This window comes from Streptomyces boncukensis (assembly GCF_011045075.1).
GTDB classification, from domain to species: Bacteria; Actinomycetota; Actinomycetes; order Streptomycetales; family Streptomycetaceae; genus Streptomyces; species Streptomyces boncukensis.
Genome location: NZ_JAAKZZ010000099.1, coordinates 1 through 18,307, shown reverse-complemented (window position 1 = coordinate 18,307; position 18,307 = coordinate 1). Strand labels below are relative to the sequence as shown.

The following is an 18,307-nucleotide window of genomic DNA, read 5'->3' as shown; positions in this document are numbered from 1 at the left end:
GGTGCGTGCTCTCGGCGTGCCGGGTGAAAGCCCTCGTACTGGGCGTACTCGGGCTTTCGGCCGGTGCGGCGAGAGCACGTGCCGGGCGTTCCAGGTGGCGTGCGGGGCTTTCGAAACACCCCCTAGCGGCCCAGTACGGCCTCGGCTGCTCTCGTGTAGCGCTCCCGCTCGCCCGCCGGAGTCCGGCCGGGAACGGCCGCGCCCGCGCTCTCGCTCTGGGCCACGAGCCGGAAGAGCAGTGCGCGGATGAGGAGCTGCTGCCAGTCGGGGGTACCGCCGCGGGTCACCATCCCGGGCGGGACGTCGAACCACAGCAGGCCGTCCGCCACCACGACGGCCTCCGCGAAGGCCGCGGGCCGCCAGTACGGCGAGAAGTCGATCACAGCGGGTGCCTCCCCGGCGGCGAACAGCACGTTGCCGGTCAGATCGCCGTGCACGAGCTGGGAGGGCCGCTCCACCGGGCGCCGCAGCCGCAGCAGGGTCGCGCAGGGCTCGGCCAGTTCGTCGACGACCCGGACCTCCTGCTCGCCCCAGGCGACCCGGTCGCCCACCGCCCAGGGGTGGGTGCGCCGGTCGAGGAAGCCGGGGCGGGGCACCTGGCGCAGGGCGCTGTGAAAGGCGCGGCCCGCGCGGAGGAGTTCGGGCCACCGTCCCCGGGGCCCGGGTTCGCCGGTCAGGAACTCGGCGGCGGTCCAGCCGTCCACGACGCTGCGCCCGTCCTCGGCCCGCAGCGGCCTCGGGACGCGGAAGCCGCCGTTCGGAGTGAGCCTCTCGAACACGGAGGCGGCCCACTCGGCCTCGTCCTCGGCACCGTCGCAGGGCTTGAACACGAAGCCGCCGACCCGGACGCTTCGCCCCCGCCCTCCGGCGAGGGGCACCGCCGTGCCCCGCACCCCGAAGGCGTCGAGCACGGGGGCCGGCGGGACGGCGTCGCTCGGCAGTTCGCTCACACCGGGCATCCTGTCGGGGCCCGGCGCCGTACGCACCCGTTTTTCCGGCCCTGGCCGCCAGCCGTCGAGCCCTCGCGGCGCTCGGCGCCACACGCGGGACATCAGGCCGCCGCCGCATGTCATTCCTTCGGGTGGCGATCTTCGGCTCAACACGGGGTATGCCCCTGGTGGTTGACAGGATGGCGACCGGTTCGCCGGTCGTCTCGCCGACCAGGGTTCCCGGCCCTTGCAGGAGGTTCCTCTTTGTCCCGTCGTCAACTGCCCGCCGAGCACGGAAGCGTTCCCGCGCAGTCCGCCGACCGCGGGCCGGGCCCATCGGCCGAGGTGCTGCCGGTCACCGCGGCCCAGCGCGAGGTGTGGCTCGCCGATGCGCACTACCCCCGGATGCGTCCGGCACTCCGCCTCGGCGAGTATCTGGAGATCCACGGGCCGGTCGACCCCGCTATGTTAGAGGCGGCCCTGCGCCAAGTGGTGCGCGAGGCCGACGCGTTGCGGGTCCGGCTGGTGCCCGGCGCGGACGGGCCCGTCCAGGTGCTGGAGCGCGAGCTGCCCTGGGCGCTCGCATCCGTGGACGTCAGCGGCGAGCCGGATCCCGACGAGTCCGCACGGGCCTGGGTCCGCGACGACATGGCCCGGCCCATGGACCTCGCCGCCGGACCGCTGTTCAGCTTCGCGCTGCTCAAGCTGGCGCCGGACCGCTTCTGGTGGTACCACGCCTACCACCACGCCGCCACGGACGCCTTCGGCTACTCGCTCGTGGCACGGCGGGTCGCCGAGGTGTATACGGCCCTGGCCAACGGACGGCAGGCCGGGCCCAGTTCCTTCGGTCCGCTGTCGGCCCTGGTCCAGTCGGACCGGGACTACCACGCGTCCCCGCAGCATGACGCCGACCGTTCGTACTGGACGCGGCAACTGTCCGGTTGGTCAGCACCCGCCGCCTCCCCGCCCGGGTCAGGGGACGCAGCCGGTGACGCCGCCGGGGGCGCCGCAGCGGACGGCGCGGAAGTGGCGCACGCCGCCCCCGCCCGGCAGGAGACCCCCACCGGGGCCGCGGATTCGGAGCCCGGGAGCGGCGTCCCGCGCACCGAGCTGCGCCCGCTCCTGCGCCCGCAGGCGCTGCGGGCGGCGGCCTCGCGGGCGGGCGTCTCCCGATTCCGCTTCGTTTTCGCCGCCGTGGCGCTGTATGTGCACCGTCTGACAGGTGCGCGGGACGTGGCGATCGGGCTGACCGTGGGCGGCCGGGTGGACCCCGCCGCGCACGGCACCCCGGGGATGCTGGCCAACAGCGTTCCGGTACGGCTCGCGATCCGGCCCGACATGCCGCTGGGAGACCTGCTGACGCAGGTCGACGAGCGGATGCGGGAGGCGCTGGAGCACCAGCGCTACCGCAGCGAGTACCTGCACCGCGACCTCGGCCTGTCCCGCGGCCCCGGCTCGGTGTTCTCCCCGATGGTCAACCTGATCGGCTTCGACTACAGCTTCCGCTTCGACGGCCGCCCGTGCACCGCGCACAACCTCTCCTTCCCGCTGGGCGCCGACCTGATGATCATGGTGTGGGACCGCCGGGACGGCTCCGGCCCGCGCATGAGGCTGCACGCGGCTCCCGGTGCCCACGGCGAGGCCGATCTCCTGGACACCCAGCACCGCCTGCTGCGCCTCCTGGCCGAGACGGCGGATCGCGATCCCGCCCTCCCGGTCGGGGCGCTGGACGTGCTGCCGGCCGACGAGCGGCGGCGGCTGCTCGCCATGGGGGACGCCACGGGCGCGGAGAGCCCCGCCGTTCCGATCCCCGCGCTCTTCGAGGAGCAGGTGCGCAAGGCCCCGGACGCGACCGCGCTGCTGGCCGGCGGCACCACCCTGACCTACGGGGAGCTGAACACCCGCGCGAACAGGCTCGCGCACGCGCTGGCCGCCCGGGGGATCGGCCCCGAGGACCTGGTCGCCCTGGCCGTACCGCGCTCGGTGGAACTGATCGTGGCCGTCCTCGCGGTGCTCAAGTCCGGCGCCGCCTATCTGCCCCTCGACCCGGAGTACCCGGCGGCCCGGCGGGAGTTCATGCTCGCCGACGCACGCCCGTCCCTGGTGCTGGACGGGACGCGGGCCGTGGCCGAGCTGTCGGAGGGCCGGCCGGAGACCGACCCGGGCACGGACGTCGACCCGCGGCACCCGGCGTATGTCATCTACACCTCGGGCTCGACCGGGCGTCCCAAGGGTGTGATGGTGCCGCACACCGGCATCGCCTCGCTGGTCCGGTTCCACGCCGAGCGCCTGGAGATCACCCCCGACAGCAGGTTCCCGCAGCTGGCCTCGCCCAGCTTCGACGCCTCGGCGTGGGAGCTGTGCGTCACCCTGCTGAACGGGGCCGCCCTGGTGCTCGCCCCCCGGACCGACCCGCTGTCGGTCCTCAGGGGACCGGGCAGCCCCGTCACGCACGCGTTCGTGCCCCCGGCGGCGCTGGCCGTGGTGGCGGAACCGGACACCCGCGCGTCGACCCTGGTCGTGGGCGGAGAGCCGTGGCCGCCGGGGCTGGCGGCGCGGTGGGCACCGAAGCGGCGCCTGATGAACGTCTACGGGCCGACGGAGGCCACCGCGATGGTGACCACGAGCAGGCCCCTGACCCCCGCGGATACGAACCCGCCGATCGGAGAGCCGCACGCCGGAACGCGGGTCTACGTGCTCAACAGCACGCTGCAGCCCGTGCCGGTGGGCGCCCCCGGGGAGCTGTACATCGCCGGAGTGTCCCTGGCACGCGGCTATCTGCGCCGACCGTCGCTGACGTCGGAGCGCTTCGTGGCCGACCCGTACGGCCCCGACGGCACCCGGATGTACCGCACGGGGGACGTGGTGCGGTGGCGGGCCGACGGGCAGCTGGAGTACCTCGGCCGCGCCGACCGGCAGGTCAAGATCCGCGGATTCCGCATCGAGCAGGGAGAGGTCGAGGCCGCGCTGACCGCGTGCCCGGGTGTCGCGCACGCCGCGGTGCTCGCCCGTCCCGACCGGCAGCGGACCGGCACCCGGCTCGTCGCCTACGTCGTGCCCGACGCGGACGGGACACGGCCGCAGGCGCTGCGCGAACGGCTGCGCGAGCGGCTGCCCGAGTTCATGGTGCCGTCCGCGTTCGTGATGCTCGGCGAGCTGCCGCTGACCCCGAACGGGAAGCTGGACCGCGAGGCGCTGCCGGAGCCGGACGCCGAGCCCGGCGCGGCGGTCGCGCGGGCGCCGCGCACCCCTCGGGAGCACCTGCTGTGCGGACTGTTCGCGGAAGTGCTCGGAGTGCCGTGGGCCGACGCCGACGCGAACTTCTTCAACGCGGGCGGGCACTCCCTGCTGGCCATCCGCCTGGTCGCCCGGATCCGCGCGGTTCTCGGTGCGGACGTGCCGCTCAGCCTGCTGTTCGACGAGCCCACGGTCGCCGGCCTGGCGGCCCGGCTGGACGGCGCGGGCCGGGAGCGCCCTGCGCTGACTGCGGGCGAACGGCCGGATCCCGTGCCGCTGTCGTTCGCACAGCGGCGGCTGTGGTTCCTGCACCGCGTGCAGGGGCCCAGCGCCACGTACAACATCCGTCTGGCGCAGCGTCTGGTCGGCAAGCTGGACCGGGAGGCGCTGGAGCGGGCGCTGGGCGATGTGGCGGGCCGGCACGAGACTCTGCGCACGGTGTTTCCGGAGATCGACGGCGAGCCCTTCCAGCGGATCACCGATCCCTCCGCCGCGCGCCCGCCGCTGCCCGTCACCGAGGTGGACGACGAGGAGTCGCTGGAGCCGCGGCTGCTGGCCGCCGCCGGCTACGCCTTCGACCTCGCGGTCGAACCGCCGCTGCGCGCGGAGCTGTTCGCGCTGGGCCCCACCGAGCACGTACTGCTGCTCGTGGTCCACCACATCGCTGCCGACGGCTGGTCGACGGCTCCGCTGATGCGCGATCTGACGGCCGCCTACGCCGCCCGGTGCCGGGGCGAGGCGCCCGCGTGGCAGCCGCTGCCCGCGCAGTACACCGACTACACCCTCTGGCAGCGCCGGCTCCTGGGCGACCCCGACGACCCCGACGGGCTCCTCAACCGCCACCTCGCCCACTGGACGTCCGCCCTGGCGGGCCTGCCCGAGGAACTCGCCCTCCCCTACGACCGCCCGCGCGCCGCCGTCGCGTCGGAGCGCGGCGCCGACGTCCCGCTGCGCCTGGATGCCGAGCTGCACGCGGGCCTGGCCGAGCTGGCGAACCGGTCCGGGGCGAGCCTCTTCATGGTGCTGCACGCGGGGCTGGCCGCACTGCTGACCAAGGTGGGCGCCGGCACCGACCTCCCCGTCGGCAGCGTGATCGCCGGGCGCACCGACCAGGCCCTGGACGAGCTGGTGGGCTTCTTCGTCAACACGCTGGTGCTGCGCACCGACACCTCGGGCGACCCCGCCTTCACCGAACTGCTGGGGCGCGTCCGCGGTACCGCGCTGGACGCCTACGCCCACCAGGACGTGCCCTTCGAACACCTGGTGGAGAAGCTGAACCCGAGGCGCTCGCCGGCCCGCCACCCCCTGTTCCAGGTCGCGCTCTCGGTCGACACCGAGCAGGCCGCGGCGTCCGGACTCCCGGGCCTGAGCGCTTCCAGGATCCCGCTGCCGACCACGACCGCGAAGTTCGATCTCGATATCGGCGTCTGCGAGCGGCGCTCCGACGAGGGCGCCTGCCTCGGCCTGGAGGGCGCCGTCGAGTACGCCGCCGACCTGTTCGACCGCGCTACGGTCGAGGACCTGGCCGAGCGCTGGGTACGGCTGCTGGAGGGCGTGGTCCGCGATCCCGAGCGCCCCATCAGCGGCATCGACATCCTGTCCGAGGGCGAGCGCCGCCTCCTGGAGGGCTCGGGGCAGGCGCCGGCGGAGGAGCGGGGGCCCGGGGCCACGATCCCCGACCTCTTCCAGGCCCGCGTGCGTGCCGGCCCCGACGCCAGCGCCGTAGTGGCCGACGGCACCACGCTGACCTACGCCCAGCTGAACGCGCGGGCGAACCGTGTCGCGCACATGCTGGCCGCGCGCGGCGTCGGACCCGAGGACGTCGTGGCCCTCGCGCTGCCCCGCTCCGGTGAGCTGATCGTGGCGGTGCTCGCCGTGCTCAAGGCCGGAGCCGCCTATCTGCCGCTGGACCCGCACTACCCGGCCCCGCGGCTCGCGGCCATGGTCGAGGACGCCCGGCCCGCGCTGCTGCTCACCGACGCGGCCACCGCCGCGCCCGGCGGCATCGGCCCGGGGCTTCCGCGCCTGCTGCTGGACTCCCCGCAGACGGCGGAGGCGCTGCGGGCGCTCCCGGACACCGACCCGGCACCGCGGCTGCTGCCCGACCACCCGGCGTATCTGATCTACACCTCCGGATCGACCGGGGCCCCCAAGGGCGTCGTCGCCCGCCACGCGAGCGTGGCCAACCTCGCCGCACAGTACCGGGACCAGGTGTTCGGGCCCGCGGCCGAGCGGGCCGGCGGCAGGCCGCTGCGCGTGGCGCTGACCGCCTCGGTGTCCTTCGACGCCTCCTGGGGCCAGTTGGCGGCCCTGCTGGCCGGCCATGAGCTCCATGTGCCCGACAGCGCCACCTGGCTGGACGCCGACCGGTTCGTGGCGTGGCTGGGCCGCCACCGTGTCGACTCCCTCGACGTCACGCCCTCGTATATGCGCCTGCTGGCCGACCGCGGCCTGTTCGCGGACGGGCGATGGCGGCCGGGTGTGGCCGTGCTCGGCGGCGAGGCCCTCCCGGACCGGCTGTGGAAGGAGCTGCGGGCGCTGGACGGGCTGGCGGCCTTCAACATGTACGGGCCGACCGAGTGCACCGTCGACGCGGTACAGGCACCGCTGGACACCGCCGCCGGGCCCGTCCTCGGACGGCCGATCCCCGGGGCCCGCGGCTATGTGCTGGACGCCGCGCTGCGCGCGGTGCCGCCCGGGGTGACCGGTGAGCTGTACGTGGCCGGTGCCGGCCTGGCGCGCGGCTATCTGCGGCGTCCCGGCCGGACGGCCGAGCGGTTCGTGGCCGACCCGTACGGCCCTCCGGGGTCGCGGATGTACCGTACGGGCGACCTGGCCCGCTGGAGCGCCGACGGGCTGCTCGTCTTCGCCGGACGGGCCGACGACCAGGTGAAGGTGCGCGGCCACCGCGTGGAGCCCGGCGAGGTCGAGGCCGTCCTCGCCGCGCACCCCCATATCGCCCAGGCCGCCGTGATCGCCCGCGACGACGGCCACGGCGACACCCGCCTGGCCGCCTACGTGGTGCCTGCCGCCGGGACCGGGGCCGACCCGGACGAGCTGCGCTCCTTCCTCCGGGAGCGCGTTCCCGACCACATGGTGCCCTCCGCCTTCGTGCCGCTGGCGGCGCTGCCGCTGACGGAGAACGGAAAGCTCGACCGCGGCGCGCTGCCCGTGCCGGCGCCCGCCACGACCGCCGCGAGCGGCCGCTCCCCGCGCACACCGCGGGAGCGCGCACTGTGCGAACTGTTCGCCGAGGTGCTGAAGGTGCCCGCGGTCGGAGTCGACGACGACTTCTTCGCGCTGGGCGGGCACTCCTTGCTCGCCACCCGTCTGGCCAGCAGGATCGGGGAAACCCTCGACGCCCCCTTCGGCCTGTCCGCGCTGCTTGAGGCGCCGACGCCGGCGGGGCTCGCCCGGCGGCTCGGCGCGGACGCCTCGCACTCCCCCTCGTCCCGGGTGCCGGACTCGGAGGCGAAGCTGAACCCGGCCCTGCGGTTCGCTCCCGCCGCGCACCCGGCCGGGGGGCCGCGCGAGATCCTGCTGACCGGGGCCACGGGATTCGTCGGAGCCTTCCTCCTGGCCGAGCTGCTGCGCGGCACCTCAGCGCGGGTGCGCTGCCTCGTCCGCGCGCGCACCGATGCCCAGGCCCGTGAGCGGCTGGCCGGGACCCTGCGGTTCTACGGCGTCGACGCGGCGCCCGACGACCCCCGGCTGAGCATCGTGCGGGGCGACCTGGCCGCCATCGACCTCGGCGTCGGCCCGGGGGTCTGGGAGCTGCTGTCCGAGACGGTCGACACCATCGTCCACAGCGGCGCCCGCGTCCATCACCTGTCGCCGTACGCGCAGCTCAAGCCGGCCAACGTGGAAGGCACCCGGACTCTGCTGCACCTGGCGGGCGAGGGGCGGGCCAAGGCCGTGCACCACCTCTCGACCCTGGGGGTGTTCCGGCCCGGCCGGGCCCCGAGGCTGGTCAGGGAGGACTCGCCGGTCGGCGGTGAACAGCACCCGTTCGGACGGGGATACGCGGCGAGCAAGTGGGTGGCGGACCGGCTCGTCGAGCGCGCCTTCGAGCGCGGAGCGACCGGTGCCATCCACCGGCTGGGCCGCATCTGGGCGCACACGTCGACCGGCGCCGTCAGCCCGGACGACATGTTCTCCCGGCTGCTCACCAGCTGTGCGGCCCTCGGCTGCTATCCGGCGGAGCCGGAGCTCCACGAGGCCCTGCTTCCCGTCGACGTCCTCGCCCGTGCCGTCGTGGAGCTGCTGCGGACCGGCGACGGAACGGGCTCCGTGCACCACCTCCAGCACCCGAGCCGGACGGGACCGGGCACCTTCATGGCCGGCTACGACCAGAGGCACGGCACACGCACCGAGGAGGTCCCCCTCACCGCATGGCTGCGGCGCCTGCGCGACGCGGGCGAGCGCGGGAGAGAACTGCCGATCATGCCGTACCAGGCGTACTTGGAGGAGTACGCCAACGAGTCACAGGGCGCGCCGCGAGCGGCCCCGACCTTCGAGTGCGGAGAGACGGTCCGCCGGCTGCGGCACCTGGGAGTCGCGATCCCCGAGACCGACGAGGCCGCCGTCGCGGGCTACTGGAGCTTCATCGAACGGTGACGACGTACTCCGCTGACCGAACGCCCATCGAACGCCCACCGAACGCCCACCGGGAACAGAAATCGCTGAGATGGCTCTGCTCGAAAGTCCCCCCGCCCCCGCCGCGACGCCCTGTCGCGCCCGTACGAGAGCGAGAATGCGGCAACGCTCGATCGTCCCCGGCCGGCAGCGCTGGGAAGTGGACCTCGTCCGGGGCAGACCGGGCCTGGCGCGGTGCGCCGAGGCGGCGCTTCTGGAGGCCCCGGGCGTCGAGGAGGCGCGGGTCAATCCGGTCACCGGCCGGGTGCTGCTCCGGCACGACCGGACCATCGGTCCGCGGGACGCGGCGCGGCTGCTGCGGTCCGTCGTCGACCGGGCGCTGGCCGTCCTGCGCGGCGAGGCGGCACACCTCCTGGGCGGCGGGCCCGCGGCGGACACGCCAGGCGCACTGGTGCCCCGGCAGCGGGACGCCGACCGGCACGGCCACAGCCGCGCGGTGCCCGGCGCTCCCGGGGACCCCGGGCACCGTCGGCACCGGGAGGGCGCCGGACACTGGCTGCCCCGAGTGCTCGGGGCGGCGGGTGCGTTGGGGGCGGCCGTCGCCGGGGGCCCGTTCCTCCTGAGGCTGCTCGGCCGTCCCCTGGTCACCCTCGGACTGGCGACCGCGGCGACGGCGGCCGTCGTCCGTCGGGCCTGGCGCAGACCCGGCGGCCCACGGCAGGGGCCGGACGACGCGGCGCCGCGCGGCCGTCCGCTGCGGCGCATCATCGGCCCGCACAAACGGAGATTCGGCCTGGCGGCGCTGCTGTCCGGGCTCTCGCAACTGGGCGAGATGGCGCTGTTCGCGCTGAGCCCTTCGATCGTGCTACTGGTGGCCAAGGGCGGGAGTTCGACGCTGGCGCGGGCGGGTGTCACCGGTGTCACCGGCCAGTTGTCGCTGCTCGCCGGAGCCGCCGGCCTGGCGTGTCTCGCGATGGCGGGATTCGGCTACGGTGCCGGTGTCGCCTGGCAGCGGCTGGCGCAGGACATCGAGGACGACTGGCGCACCCGCACCTACGAGCACATCCAGCAGGTGGCGCCGGCCGATCTGGAGAACGAGCGCGTCAGCAGGGTGAGCGGCGTCCTGTCCGAGGACGTCGGCCAGATCGGCACATTCGTCGGCTCGAACATGAACGACGTCGTCCAGATGTGCGTGGCCCTGGGCGTGCTGGTGCCCGCGTTCCTGCTGCTCGCTCCCCAGCTCGCCTGGATCGCCTTCGCGCCGGTTCCCCTCGTGGCCTGGCTGTCCTTCCGCTTCCACGAACGTGCGATCGCCAGCCACGCCGTCTCCGACGAGTACCGGGCACGGCTGAACAGCCGGGTCACCGAGAACCTCCACGCCCACACCACCATCAAGTCCGCCGTCACCGAGAAGCACGAGACCGTTCGCATCGGGGAGCTGAACCGGGAGTCCAGCGAGGCCCGTCGCGCCACCGGACGCAGAGCGGCGATCCCTCCGCAGATCCTGCGTATGGCCGGCGGCTCGGCCCTGGTCGGCACGGTCCTGCTCGGCGGCCGGTCCGTGCTGCGGGGGACCCTGCGGCCCGCGGCTTTCGGCCCGCTGATCGAGATGCCCGGCATGGCCATGCTGAAGCTGTCCCGGGTAGCCAGTACCACCGACCAGTACCAGCGCACCGTCGCCGCCCTGGAGCGGGTGGAACGGCTGCACGACCTCCCCGTCGAGCCCGTCGAGCCCGTCGCGGACTCCGCCCGCGTGCCCGCCGCACCGGTCCGGGGGAAGATCGAACTGCGGAAGGTGACCTTCTCCTACCCCGGTCGCTCACCGGCGCTCCGCGACACCTCCCTGGTCATCCCGCCCGGCCGGACCACGGGAATCGTCGGTGCCTCCGGCGCGGGCAAGAGCACCATCGCCAAACTGCTGATGCGCTTCCGCCATCCCGACCGGGGGCGGGTGCTGCTCGACGGCGCCGACGTGCGCGCCCTCGCGCTGCCCGAGCTGCGCCGCGCGATCGGATACGTCACCCAGGAGCCGTTCCTGTTCGACTCGACGATCGCGGAGAACATCCGCTACGGCTCCTTCCACACCACCGACGACCAGCTCGCCGCCGCCGCGCGGACCGCCGGCGCCGACGGGTTCATCAGGGCGCTGCCGGACGGCTACGCCACGATGGTCGGTGAATGCGGCGCCGCGCTGTCCGGGGGGCAGAAGCAGCGCATCGCGCTGGCCCGCACCATCCTGCGCGATCCGCCGGTCATCATCCTCGACGAGGCGACCTCCGCCGTCGACAACGAGACCGAGGCCGTCATCCAGGAGGCCCTCCAGGTGTTCGGGACGGCCCGCACCATGATCGTCATCGCCCACCGGCTGTCCACCGTCCAGAGCGCCGACCAGATCTACGTCATGGGCCCCGGTGGGCTGGTGGCCGAACGCGGCACGCATGACGAGCTCGTGGCGCGCGGCGGCACCTACACGACTCTGTGGAAGCTGCAGGCCGGACAGCCGGCGCTCGTGTGATGCCGAGGAGATTCAGGAGAGTTGACATGACAGACGCGACCCACCCGTTCGAGGACGACGACGCGCGCTTCGTGGTGCTCGTCAACGACGAGGGACAGCACTCGCTGTGGCCGGTCTTCGCGGACCTTCCCTCCGGCTGGACCGTGGCCCACCCGGAGGACACGCGGCAGGCGTGCCTGGAGTATGTCGAGGAGGCGTGGTGCGACATGCGGCCCCGCAGTCTGGCCGAGGCCATGGGCGAGGGGCGGTCGGGTGGTTGACAGCAGAGGCCCGCAGGGGCCGCCCACGCGCCGCACGCCGCGGATCGCGCCCCGGGGCGCCGGTGTCGTACGCGACCGGCGGCCCGCCCGCGCCCTCCGCCCCGAAGGACTCTCTCAGCCGTCGAGCCGTCTAGGACGCCCCCGTGATTTCCTCCGAGTTCCGCGCCGTTCTGTCCCGCTACCCCGCCCTCAGCGGATTCACGTCCCGAGTCACCGACTTCCTCGACGCTTACGTGGCCGGGCCGGTCACGGAGGACGCCGCTCAGCCGCCCTGGCTCGCCCTGCGCAAGCGCGCCGCGCGGGCCGGGCTGACCGGGTTCGACCTCCCGTGCACCCGGGACGGGCGGGCCGGCGGCCCCGGCGGGCCGGCGGAACGGGAGGCGGAGGCGGCGGCCGGGGGCGTTCCCCCGGATCTGCGGCGAGTGGCCCAGGGGCTGGCGATGTATCTGGCCGGGCGGCGGGACTGCGACGCGCGGGAGGTCTTCAGCACCGGCCACGGAGCCATGGCGCTTCGGTACGGCACCCCGGGCACCGTACGCGCGGTCCGCGAGCGCGTCGTGGACCGCGGTGAGCTGGCGGGCGTCGCATCCAGCGAACCGCACTCGGGTTCGGACCTGCGCGGCCTGCGGACCGTGGCAGTCGACCACGGCGACCATCTGCTGCTCTCGGGGAGGAAGGGGCTGATCAGCCGGGTCGAAGAGGCCAGCGGGTTCGTCGTCTTCTGCAAGGTGATCGCGCCGGAGCAGGCCGCCGTGCTGGCGGTCGACGGCACGGAGATGCGCGAGGTGCCGCTCTCGGCGCTCTGGGTGCCGATGGACACCGCCGGCGTGCTGACCGAGACCGCCGCCCCGCTCGGCCTGCGCGGGTGGAGCCTGGGCCACCTGTACTTCGACGGCGTACGCCTCGCCAAGGACCGGCTGCTCGGGGCGCCCGGCGACGGCCGCAGGATCTTCGACGCGCACTTCTCCGGCTGGCGCCTGATGATGGCCCTGGTCTGCCTGGGCGCGGCGACCGCCACGATCGAGGAGACCATGGCACGCGCCCGCCAGCGCAGTGTCGGCAGGACGTCGCTGGCGAACGTGCCCTCCGTCGCGTCCCGGCTCGGCACGGCGGCGGCGGAGGTCCAGGCGGCCACCGCGTGGTGCTTCTCCCTCCTGGAGCGCATCGAGCGGGAGGGGGACGGCGTCGACGTGGCCGCCTGCTCCGCCGCCAAGGCCCTTGCCACGGACGCCTCCTACCGCGCCGTCGACATCGGGCTCCAGCTGCACGGCAGCGACGGATACACCCGGCACACCCCCATGGAGAAGCGCCTCCGCGACATCCGCGGGCTCCGCATCGCCGATGGCCCCAACGACGCCCTGTACAGCGTTCTGGCCCACTCCCTGCTCGTGGGCCCACATCCGGGTGCGCCGCTGGTGGCGCAGCGGCGGCCGTGACCGGCGGGCGCCCCTCGGATTCCGGTCAGGAGAGTTTACTCCTGAGCATCGCCAGATAGGAGGGGAGTTTCTTCACGGCCTTGCTCGAAACGGAGTAGGTCTCGACGCTGCCGCAGAGGTGGTCGTGAATGACGAGCGTGTAATTGCCGTCGACACGGCGCACTTCGGCCGAATACAGGATTTCCGCGGTCGCGGATTCAGCGACGGCGCCGGAATCTTCGGTCGTGGATTTTCCCATGTGTACTCTCCATCGGATGGACTGGACGAGAACGATGTTGGTGTTTATGGATCTACCAGTCGCCACAGTAGGCCACGCGGAGACGGAAGAGATCAACTAAACCACAGGACACCCGAAAGAGTGAAAATCATCCGAGTGGCGTGGTGGGGCCGTCTTCCGGGGCGGTAAGGTGAATATCTGAGAGTGTCGGCGGAGATTTGCAGTGCTTCAGAGAAAGGTGGTACCTAACGTGCTCCCTGTGATTCCTGTCTTTCTGGTGGGAGCGGCTTCCGCGCCTCTCATTAAGAAGGCCATCAAGCCGGTTGTCCGAGGAACCATCAAGACTTCCGTAAAGCTGGCGGCTGACGCCAAGCGAACAGCTCACGAAATCAACGAAGACCTCAGCGATATCGCGGCAGAGGCAAGTGCCGAGGCGTTCGCCTCCGACCTCCAGGAGGGGAAGGAGAAGCCGCGTCAGACCACCAGGAAAGAGCGTTCCAGCTCCAGCAAGGCGAGCACGTGAGAGTCCGCCTGAATCCGGGAGAACAAGCGGGCCGGAGGACTGGATTCTGTACGGGCAGTCTTGACCGAAGCCGTTCGTCCGCATAGCCAGGTGATCCAACTCGCCGGCAGCCCCGCGGGGCTGCCGGCGAGTTGTCGTATGTCTCCGGCCCCCCGCTCACACGGCCGGGAGGCGTGGGCGCCGCCGGATCGGGCACCGTATGACCGGGCGCGCCACCGGCTCCCGCGACCGATCCGCGCGCCGCACCGAGGAGGGGACGACGATGAACGCGCACCACCGGCACCACGGGAGAGGGCGGCCGCGCCGCCGCGCCGCCGCCCTCGGCGCGCTGGGCGCCCTGCTGCTGGCCGCCGCCTGCGTGCCCGGCACGGACGGCTCGGGCGCGGCGGGCCCCGGTGGCGGCGCGGCGACGGCGACGCCGGACCCGGGCCGGGCGGGCAAGGTCACGCTCACGGTGTGGGACCAGCAGACCCGCGGCGGCCCGAACGCGGAAGTCGAGCGCCTCAACGGGGAGTTCCAGCGGAAGTACCCCAACGTCACCATCAAACGCGTGTCGCGCGGCTTCAACGATCTGCGGAAGACCCTCAAGCTCGCGCTGAGCGGCGACCGTCCGCCCGACGTCGTCCAGGCCAACCAGGGCTACTCCGACATGGTGGCCTTCGCCCGCGCCGGGATGCTCGTCCCGCTCGATTCCTACGCGGGCCTCTACAGCTGGAACACCCGCTTCCCGCGGACCCTGCTCGACCTCAACCGGGTCTCGCCCGACGGCAAGCGGTTCGGCACCGGCCAGCTGTACGGGATATCCCAGGAGGGCGAGTACATCGGCGTCTACTACAACAAGAAGGTGCTGCGGAAGGCGGGCGTCGCCCCGCCGAGGACCTGGCGGGACCTCACCCGCGCGCTGCCGGCGCTCAAGCGGGCCGGGCAGCTGCCCGTCCAGTTCGGCAACCTCGACAAGTACCCCGCCATCCACACCTTCGGCGTGCTCCAGGGCCAGGCGGCGGGGAGCGCGGAACCGGTCCGCGAGACCGTCTTCGGCCGCGGCGGGGGCTTCGACACCGACGCCACCCGCACCGCGGCCCGCACCCTCGCCGACTGGGCCGAGCGGGGCTACCTCCCCCGGGGCGCCAACGGCAAGGGATACGACGACGCCGCCAAGCAGTTCGCCGACGGCAACGGAGCCTTCCTGATCACCGGCACCTGGCAACTCGCCGACCTGCGCAAACCCATGGGCGACGACCTGGGCTTCATGCCCCCGCCCCCGGCGGCGGGGCGGCAGCCGGTCACCACCGGCGGCGAGGGACTGGCCTGGTCCATCACCGCCAAGTCCCGCCACCCCGGGGTCGCCGCCGCCTATCTGGACTTCCTCACCGGGGCCCGCGCCGCGACGGTGATGACCGAGGAGGGCGTGCTGCCCCTCGTGCCCGGCAAGGCCGCCGAGCACCTCGACCCGCGCACCGCGCGCGGCCGGATGTTCGCCGGCTGGGAGCAGCTGAACGCGGCCGACGGCCTGGTGCCGTACCTCGACTACGCCACCCCGGGCTTCTACGACACCCTGTCCGCCGACCTCCAGGAGGTCCTGAGCGGCAAACTCAGCCCCGGCGGACTCGCGGCGCGGATGCAGAAGGAGTACGCGGAGTTCCGCGCCGGGCAGCGCACCGGCGGCGGGGGCGGGGAGTGAGCGGCCCTGCGGGCGCAGGACGGCGGACCGCCGCGGCGCACCGGCTCAGGGACCGCTACCGGCGGCGGGCGCCCGGCGAGCCGCGGGCCGTGGGCTATCTGTACGTGCTGCCCGCGCTCGCCGTCTTCAGCGTGTTCCTGCTGTGGCCGCTGGGCCAGACCGGCTGGCTGTCGCTGCTGCACTGGGACGGGCTGACCCGCGCGAGCTGGGCCGGCCTGGGCAACTACCGGGACCTGCTCACCGATCCCGGGCTGCGGGCGCCCTTCGCGCACGCCGCGGTGCTGCTGCTCTTCTACTCCGTGCTGCCGGTGGCCGTCGGGCTGCTGCTCACCGCGGCGCTCACCCGGTTCCGGATCCGCGGCATGGCCTTCTTCCGCACCGTGCTGTTCCTGCCGCAGGTGCTGGCCATGGTGGTCGTCGGCGTCGCCTGGCGCGCGGTGCTGGCCCCCGACGGGCTGCTGAACGACACCCTGGGCGCCCTGGGCTTGGACGGCCTGACCCGGTCCTGGCTGGGCGACGACACCTGGGCGCTGCCCGCCGTGGGCGCCATCGGCACCTGGGTGGAGACCGGGCTGTGCCTGGTGCTGTTCCTCGCCGGAGCGCAGCGCCTGCCGCGCGAGCTGTACGAGGCGGCCCGCATCGACGGCGCGGGCCCGGTGCGGGAGTTCTTCACCGTCACCCTGCCGGGGCTGCGCGCGGAGGTCGCCGTGGCGCTGACGCTCACCCTGGTGGCGGCGCTGCGCAACTTCGACCTGATCTACATCACCACCGGCGGCGGTCCCGGCGACGCCACCTCCGTGCCCTCCTACGAGGTCTACCGCCGCGCGTTCGAGACGGGCGAGGTCGGCGCGGCCTCCGCCATGGGCATCGCCCTCACCGTCGTGATCTTCGCGTTGACCGTGCTGGTCACCAGGCTGGTGGAGGGCCGCGGACGATGACGACCTCGCGCGCCGAACGCGCCGCCACCTACGGGATCCTCGGCCTCTTCGCGGTGATCGCCCTGACCCCGGTCGCCGGGATCCTCTCCACCGCGCTGGCCGACCAGTCCTCGCTGGACACCGGCTTCGCCCTGCCGGACGGCCTCAACTGGAGCAACTTCGCCGACGCCTGGACCCGCGGGCACTTCGGCCGCTATCTGCTCAGCTCGGTCATCGTGGCCGTCGCCGTGGTGGCCGCGACCACGGTGCTGGCCACGCTCGCCGCGTACGCCTTCGGCACCATGCGCTTCCCCGGCTCCACCGTGCTGTTCTACCTCTTCGTCGCCGGGCTCACCGTGCCCCAGGAGGCGGTGATCATCCCGCTCTACTTCGACCTGCGGCACTGGGGCCTCACCGACACCTACTGGGGGCTGATCCTGCCGCAGACCGCGCAGTCCCTCGCCTTCGGCGTCTTCTGGATGCGCACCTACTTCCGCAGCACTCCGCGCTCGCTGCTGGAGGCGGCACGCCTCGACGGCGCCACCCACTTCTCGACCCTCACCCGCGTCCTGGTGCCGATGGGGCGGCCGGCCTTCGCCACCCTGACCGTCATCGTCTTCATGTGGACCTGGAACGAGTTCCTGCTGGCGCTGGTGATGGTCAGCGACGAAGCCCACCGTACGGTCCCGCTCGGGCTGGCCTTCTTCCAGGGGCAGCACTCCTCGGACACCGCGCTGCTGGCCGCCGCCGCGACGCTGATCGCCCTGCCCGTCGTGCTGGTCTACCTGCTGCTGCAGCGCCGGTTCATCCAGGGCATGCTCACCGGCTCGGCGAAGGAGTGAGACCCCCGCGCCGCCTACGATCAGCCCATGACGACCGCCACGACGACCGAGTCCGCCGCCAGTCTGGCCACCGCGCAGCGCTCGCTGGGCGACCCCGGCATCCGCTATCCGCTGTGGCCGCCGCTGACCGGCGGCTGCCCGGAGACCAGCACGGACGAGGTCGCCTACCCGGTCGAGGTGGACTACGCCTACGAGCGGGTGCCCGCCGGCCTCTTCGACGGGGCCGGCCCGCGCCCGGCGCGCGGCGGCCTCGACCCCTGGGCCCCGCTCCTCCCGCCGCTCGCGGCCCCCGGCCTCGGCGAGGGCGGCACCCCGCTGGTGGAGCTCGGGCCCGGGGTGTTCGTCAAGGACGAGTCCCGCAACCCCACCTGGAGCCACAAGGACCGGCTCAACCGCTGCACCGTCAGCGCCGCGCTGGCCTGCGGCGCACCCGGCATCGTCGTCGCCTCGTCCGGCAACCACGGCGCGTCCGCCGCCGCGTTCGCGGCGCGGGCCGGGCTGCGCTGCGTCGTGCTGACGACCCCCGGCCTGCCGCCCGCGATGGACGCCTTCCTGCACGCGTACGGCGCCACCGTGCTGCACGTGCCGGCGGCGGCCCGCTGGCCGCTCACCCGGCGGATCGCCGAGCACTTCGGGCTGCAGCCCGTCAGCAACCTGACCCGCACCCACACCGGCCACGCCTTCGGGCCCGAGGGCTACAAGACGGTCGCGTACGAGATCCACGCCGAGCTGGGCGTGCCCGCGGCCGTCTCCGTCCCCACCGGCTACGGCGAGCTGCTGTTCGGCATCGGGAAGGGCTTCGCCGAGCTGCGCCGGCTCGGGGTGACGGACCGGGTCCCCCGGCTGCTCGCCTGCGAACCCGCCGCCGGCGGGCCGCTGGCCGCCGCCCTGCGCCGGGGCGTTCCGGCGGCGCACGTGGAGGTGGGCTCCACCGACGCGTACGGCATCGACTGCCCGGTGAACAGCTACCGCGGTGTACTCGCGGTGCGGGCCTCCGAGGGCCGCGCGGTGCCGGTCACGGACGGGCAGCTGCGCGCGGCGCAGGCGGAGCTGGCCCGCGCCGGGCTGTGGGCGGAGCTGTCGGCGGCGGCCGGGCTGGCGGGGCTGCGGGCCTGCGCAGCGGAGGGCGCAGAGGACGGGGCTGCCGGGGCTGT

The 18,307-nt window shown here is 73.8% G+C and carries 11 protein-coding genes; 9 read left to right on the top strand and 2 right to left on the bottom strand.

Features of this window, described 5'->3' with window-relative positions; all coding sequences use genetic code 11:
* Positions 1-122 precede the first annotated feature (122 nt).
* A complete protein-coding gene (locus G5C65_RS12460) occupies positions 123-950 on the bottom strand; it encodes a TIGR02569 family protein (RefSeq protein WP_165298846.1) in 828 nt (275 codons plus the stop codon).
* Positions 951-1,193: 243 nt separating this feature from the next.
* Here G5C65_RS12460 and G5C65_RS12455 point away from each other — a divergent pair, with 243 nt between their 5' ends.
* The 4 genes from G5C65_RS12455 to G5C65_RS12440 all read left to right on the top strand — a co-directional run bounded on the left by G5C65_RS12455 (position 1,194) and on the right by G5C65_RS12440 (position 12,973).
* The gene (locus tag G5C65_RS12455; RefSeq protein ID WP_241265745.1) at positions 1,194-8,783 is read left to right on the top strand and encodes a non-ribosomal peptide synthetase; all 7,590 of its coding nucleotides are present in this window, start codon (positions 1,194-1,196) and stop codon (positions 8,781-8,783) included.
* A 136-nt stretch (positions 8,784-8,919) separates the two neighbouring features.
* Positions 8,920-11,277, top strand: coding sequence for an ABC transporter ATP-binding protein (locus tag G5C65_RS12450; protein ID WP_241265744.1), 2,358 nt, complete (start codon positions 8,920-8,922; stop codon positions 11,275-11,277).
* Between the two features lie 26 nt (positions 11,278-11,303).
* Entirely contained in the window at positions 11,304-11,537 is a 234-nt protein-coding gene (locus tag G5C65_RS12445) for an MbtH family protein (RefSeq protein WP_165298844.1), read from the top strand.
* A 143-nt stretch (positions 11,538-11,680) separates the two neighbouring features.
* Positions 11,681-12,973: an acyl-CoA dehydrogenase family protein gene (locus G5C65_RS12440; RefSeq protein ID WP_165298843.1), complete on the top strand. Its 1,293-nt coding sequence runs from the start codon at positions 11,681-11,683 to the stop codon at positions 12,971-12,973.
* Positions 12,974-12,998: 25 nt separating this feature from the next.
* Here G5C65_RS12440 and G5C65_RS12435 read toward each other — a convergent pair whose 3' ends face one another.
* Positions 12,999-13,211, bottom strand: coding sequence for a hypothetical protein (locus G5C65_RS12435; RefSeq protein ID WP_165298842.1), 213 nt, complete (start codon positions 13,209-13,211; stop codon positions 12,999-13,001).
* Between the two features lie 238 nt (positions 13,212-13,449).
* Between G5C65_RS12435 and G5C65_RS12430 the strand changes: the two genes are divergently transcribed.
* From G5C65_RS12430 to G5C65_RS12410, 5 genes are all read left to right on the top strand, one after another.
* Positions 13,450-13,713: a DUF5132 domain-containing protein gene (locus tag G5C65_RS12430; protein ID WP_338146349.1), complete on the top strand. Its 264-nt coding sequence runs from the start codon at positions 13,450-13,452 to the stop codon at positions 13,711-13,713.
* Between the two features lie 262 nt (positions 13,714-13,975).
* On the top strand, positions 13,976-15,394 hold the full coding sequence (locus G5C65_RS12425) for an extracellular solute-binding protein (RefSeq protein ID WP_165298847.1): 1,419 nt from the start codon (positions 13,976-13,978) through the stop codon (positions 15,392-15,394).
* The gene (locus G5C65_RS12420; RefSeq protein ID WP_165298840.1) at positions 15,391-16,332 is read left to right on the top strand and encodes an ABC transporter permease subunit; all 942 of its coding nucleotides are present in this window, start codon (positions 15,391-15,393) and stop codon (positions 16,330-16,332) included. Before G5C65_RS12425 ends, G5C65_RS12420 begins: the two co-directional genes overlap by 4 nt.
* Entirely contained in the window at positions 16,329-17,153 is an 825-nt protein-coding gene (locus tag G5C65_RS12415; protein WP_165298839.1) for a carbohydrate ABC transporter permease, read from the top strand. Before G5C65_RS12420 ends, G5C65_RS12415 begins: the two co-directional genes overlap by 4 nt.
* Before the next feature lie 27 nt (positions 17,154-17,180).
* The coding region (locus G5C65_RS12410) for a threonine synthase (protein ID WP_165298838.1) at positions 17,181-18,307 on the top strand (1,127 nt) is incomplete at its 3' end.

Excerpts from the sequence above, each read along its gene's own strand:
- G5C65_RS12445 (WP_165298844.1), top strand. The coding sequence starts at position 11,304 with ATGACAGACGCGACCCACCCGTTCGAGGACGACGACGCGCGCTTCGTG.
- G5C65_RS12425 (WP_165298847.1), top strand. The coding sequence starts at position 13,976 with ATGAACGCGCACCACCGGCACCACGGGAGAGGGCGGCCGCGCCGCCGC.
- G5C65_RS12435 (WP_165298842.1), bottom strand. The coding sequence starts at position 13,211 with ATGGGAAAATCCACGACCGAAGATTCCGGCGCCGTCGCTGAATCCGCG.
- G5C65_RS12415 (WP_165298839.1), top strand. The coding sequence starts at position 16,329 with ATGACGACCTCGCGCGCCGAACGCGCCGCCACCTACGGGATCCTCGGC.
- G5C65_RS12450 (WP_241265744.1), top strand. The coding sequence starts at position 8,920 with ATGCGGCAACGCTCGATCGTCCCCGGCCGGCAGCGCTGGGAAGTGGAC.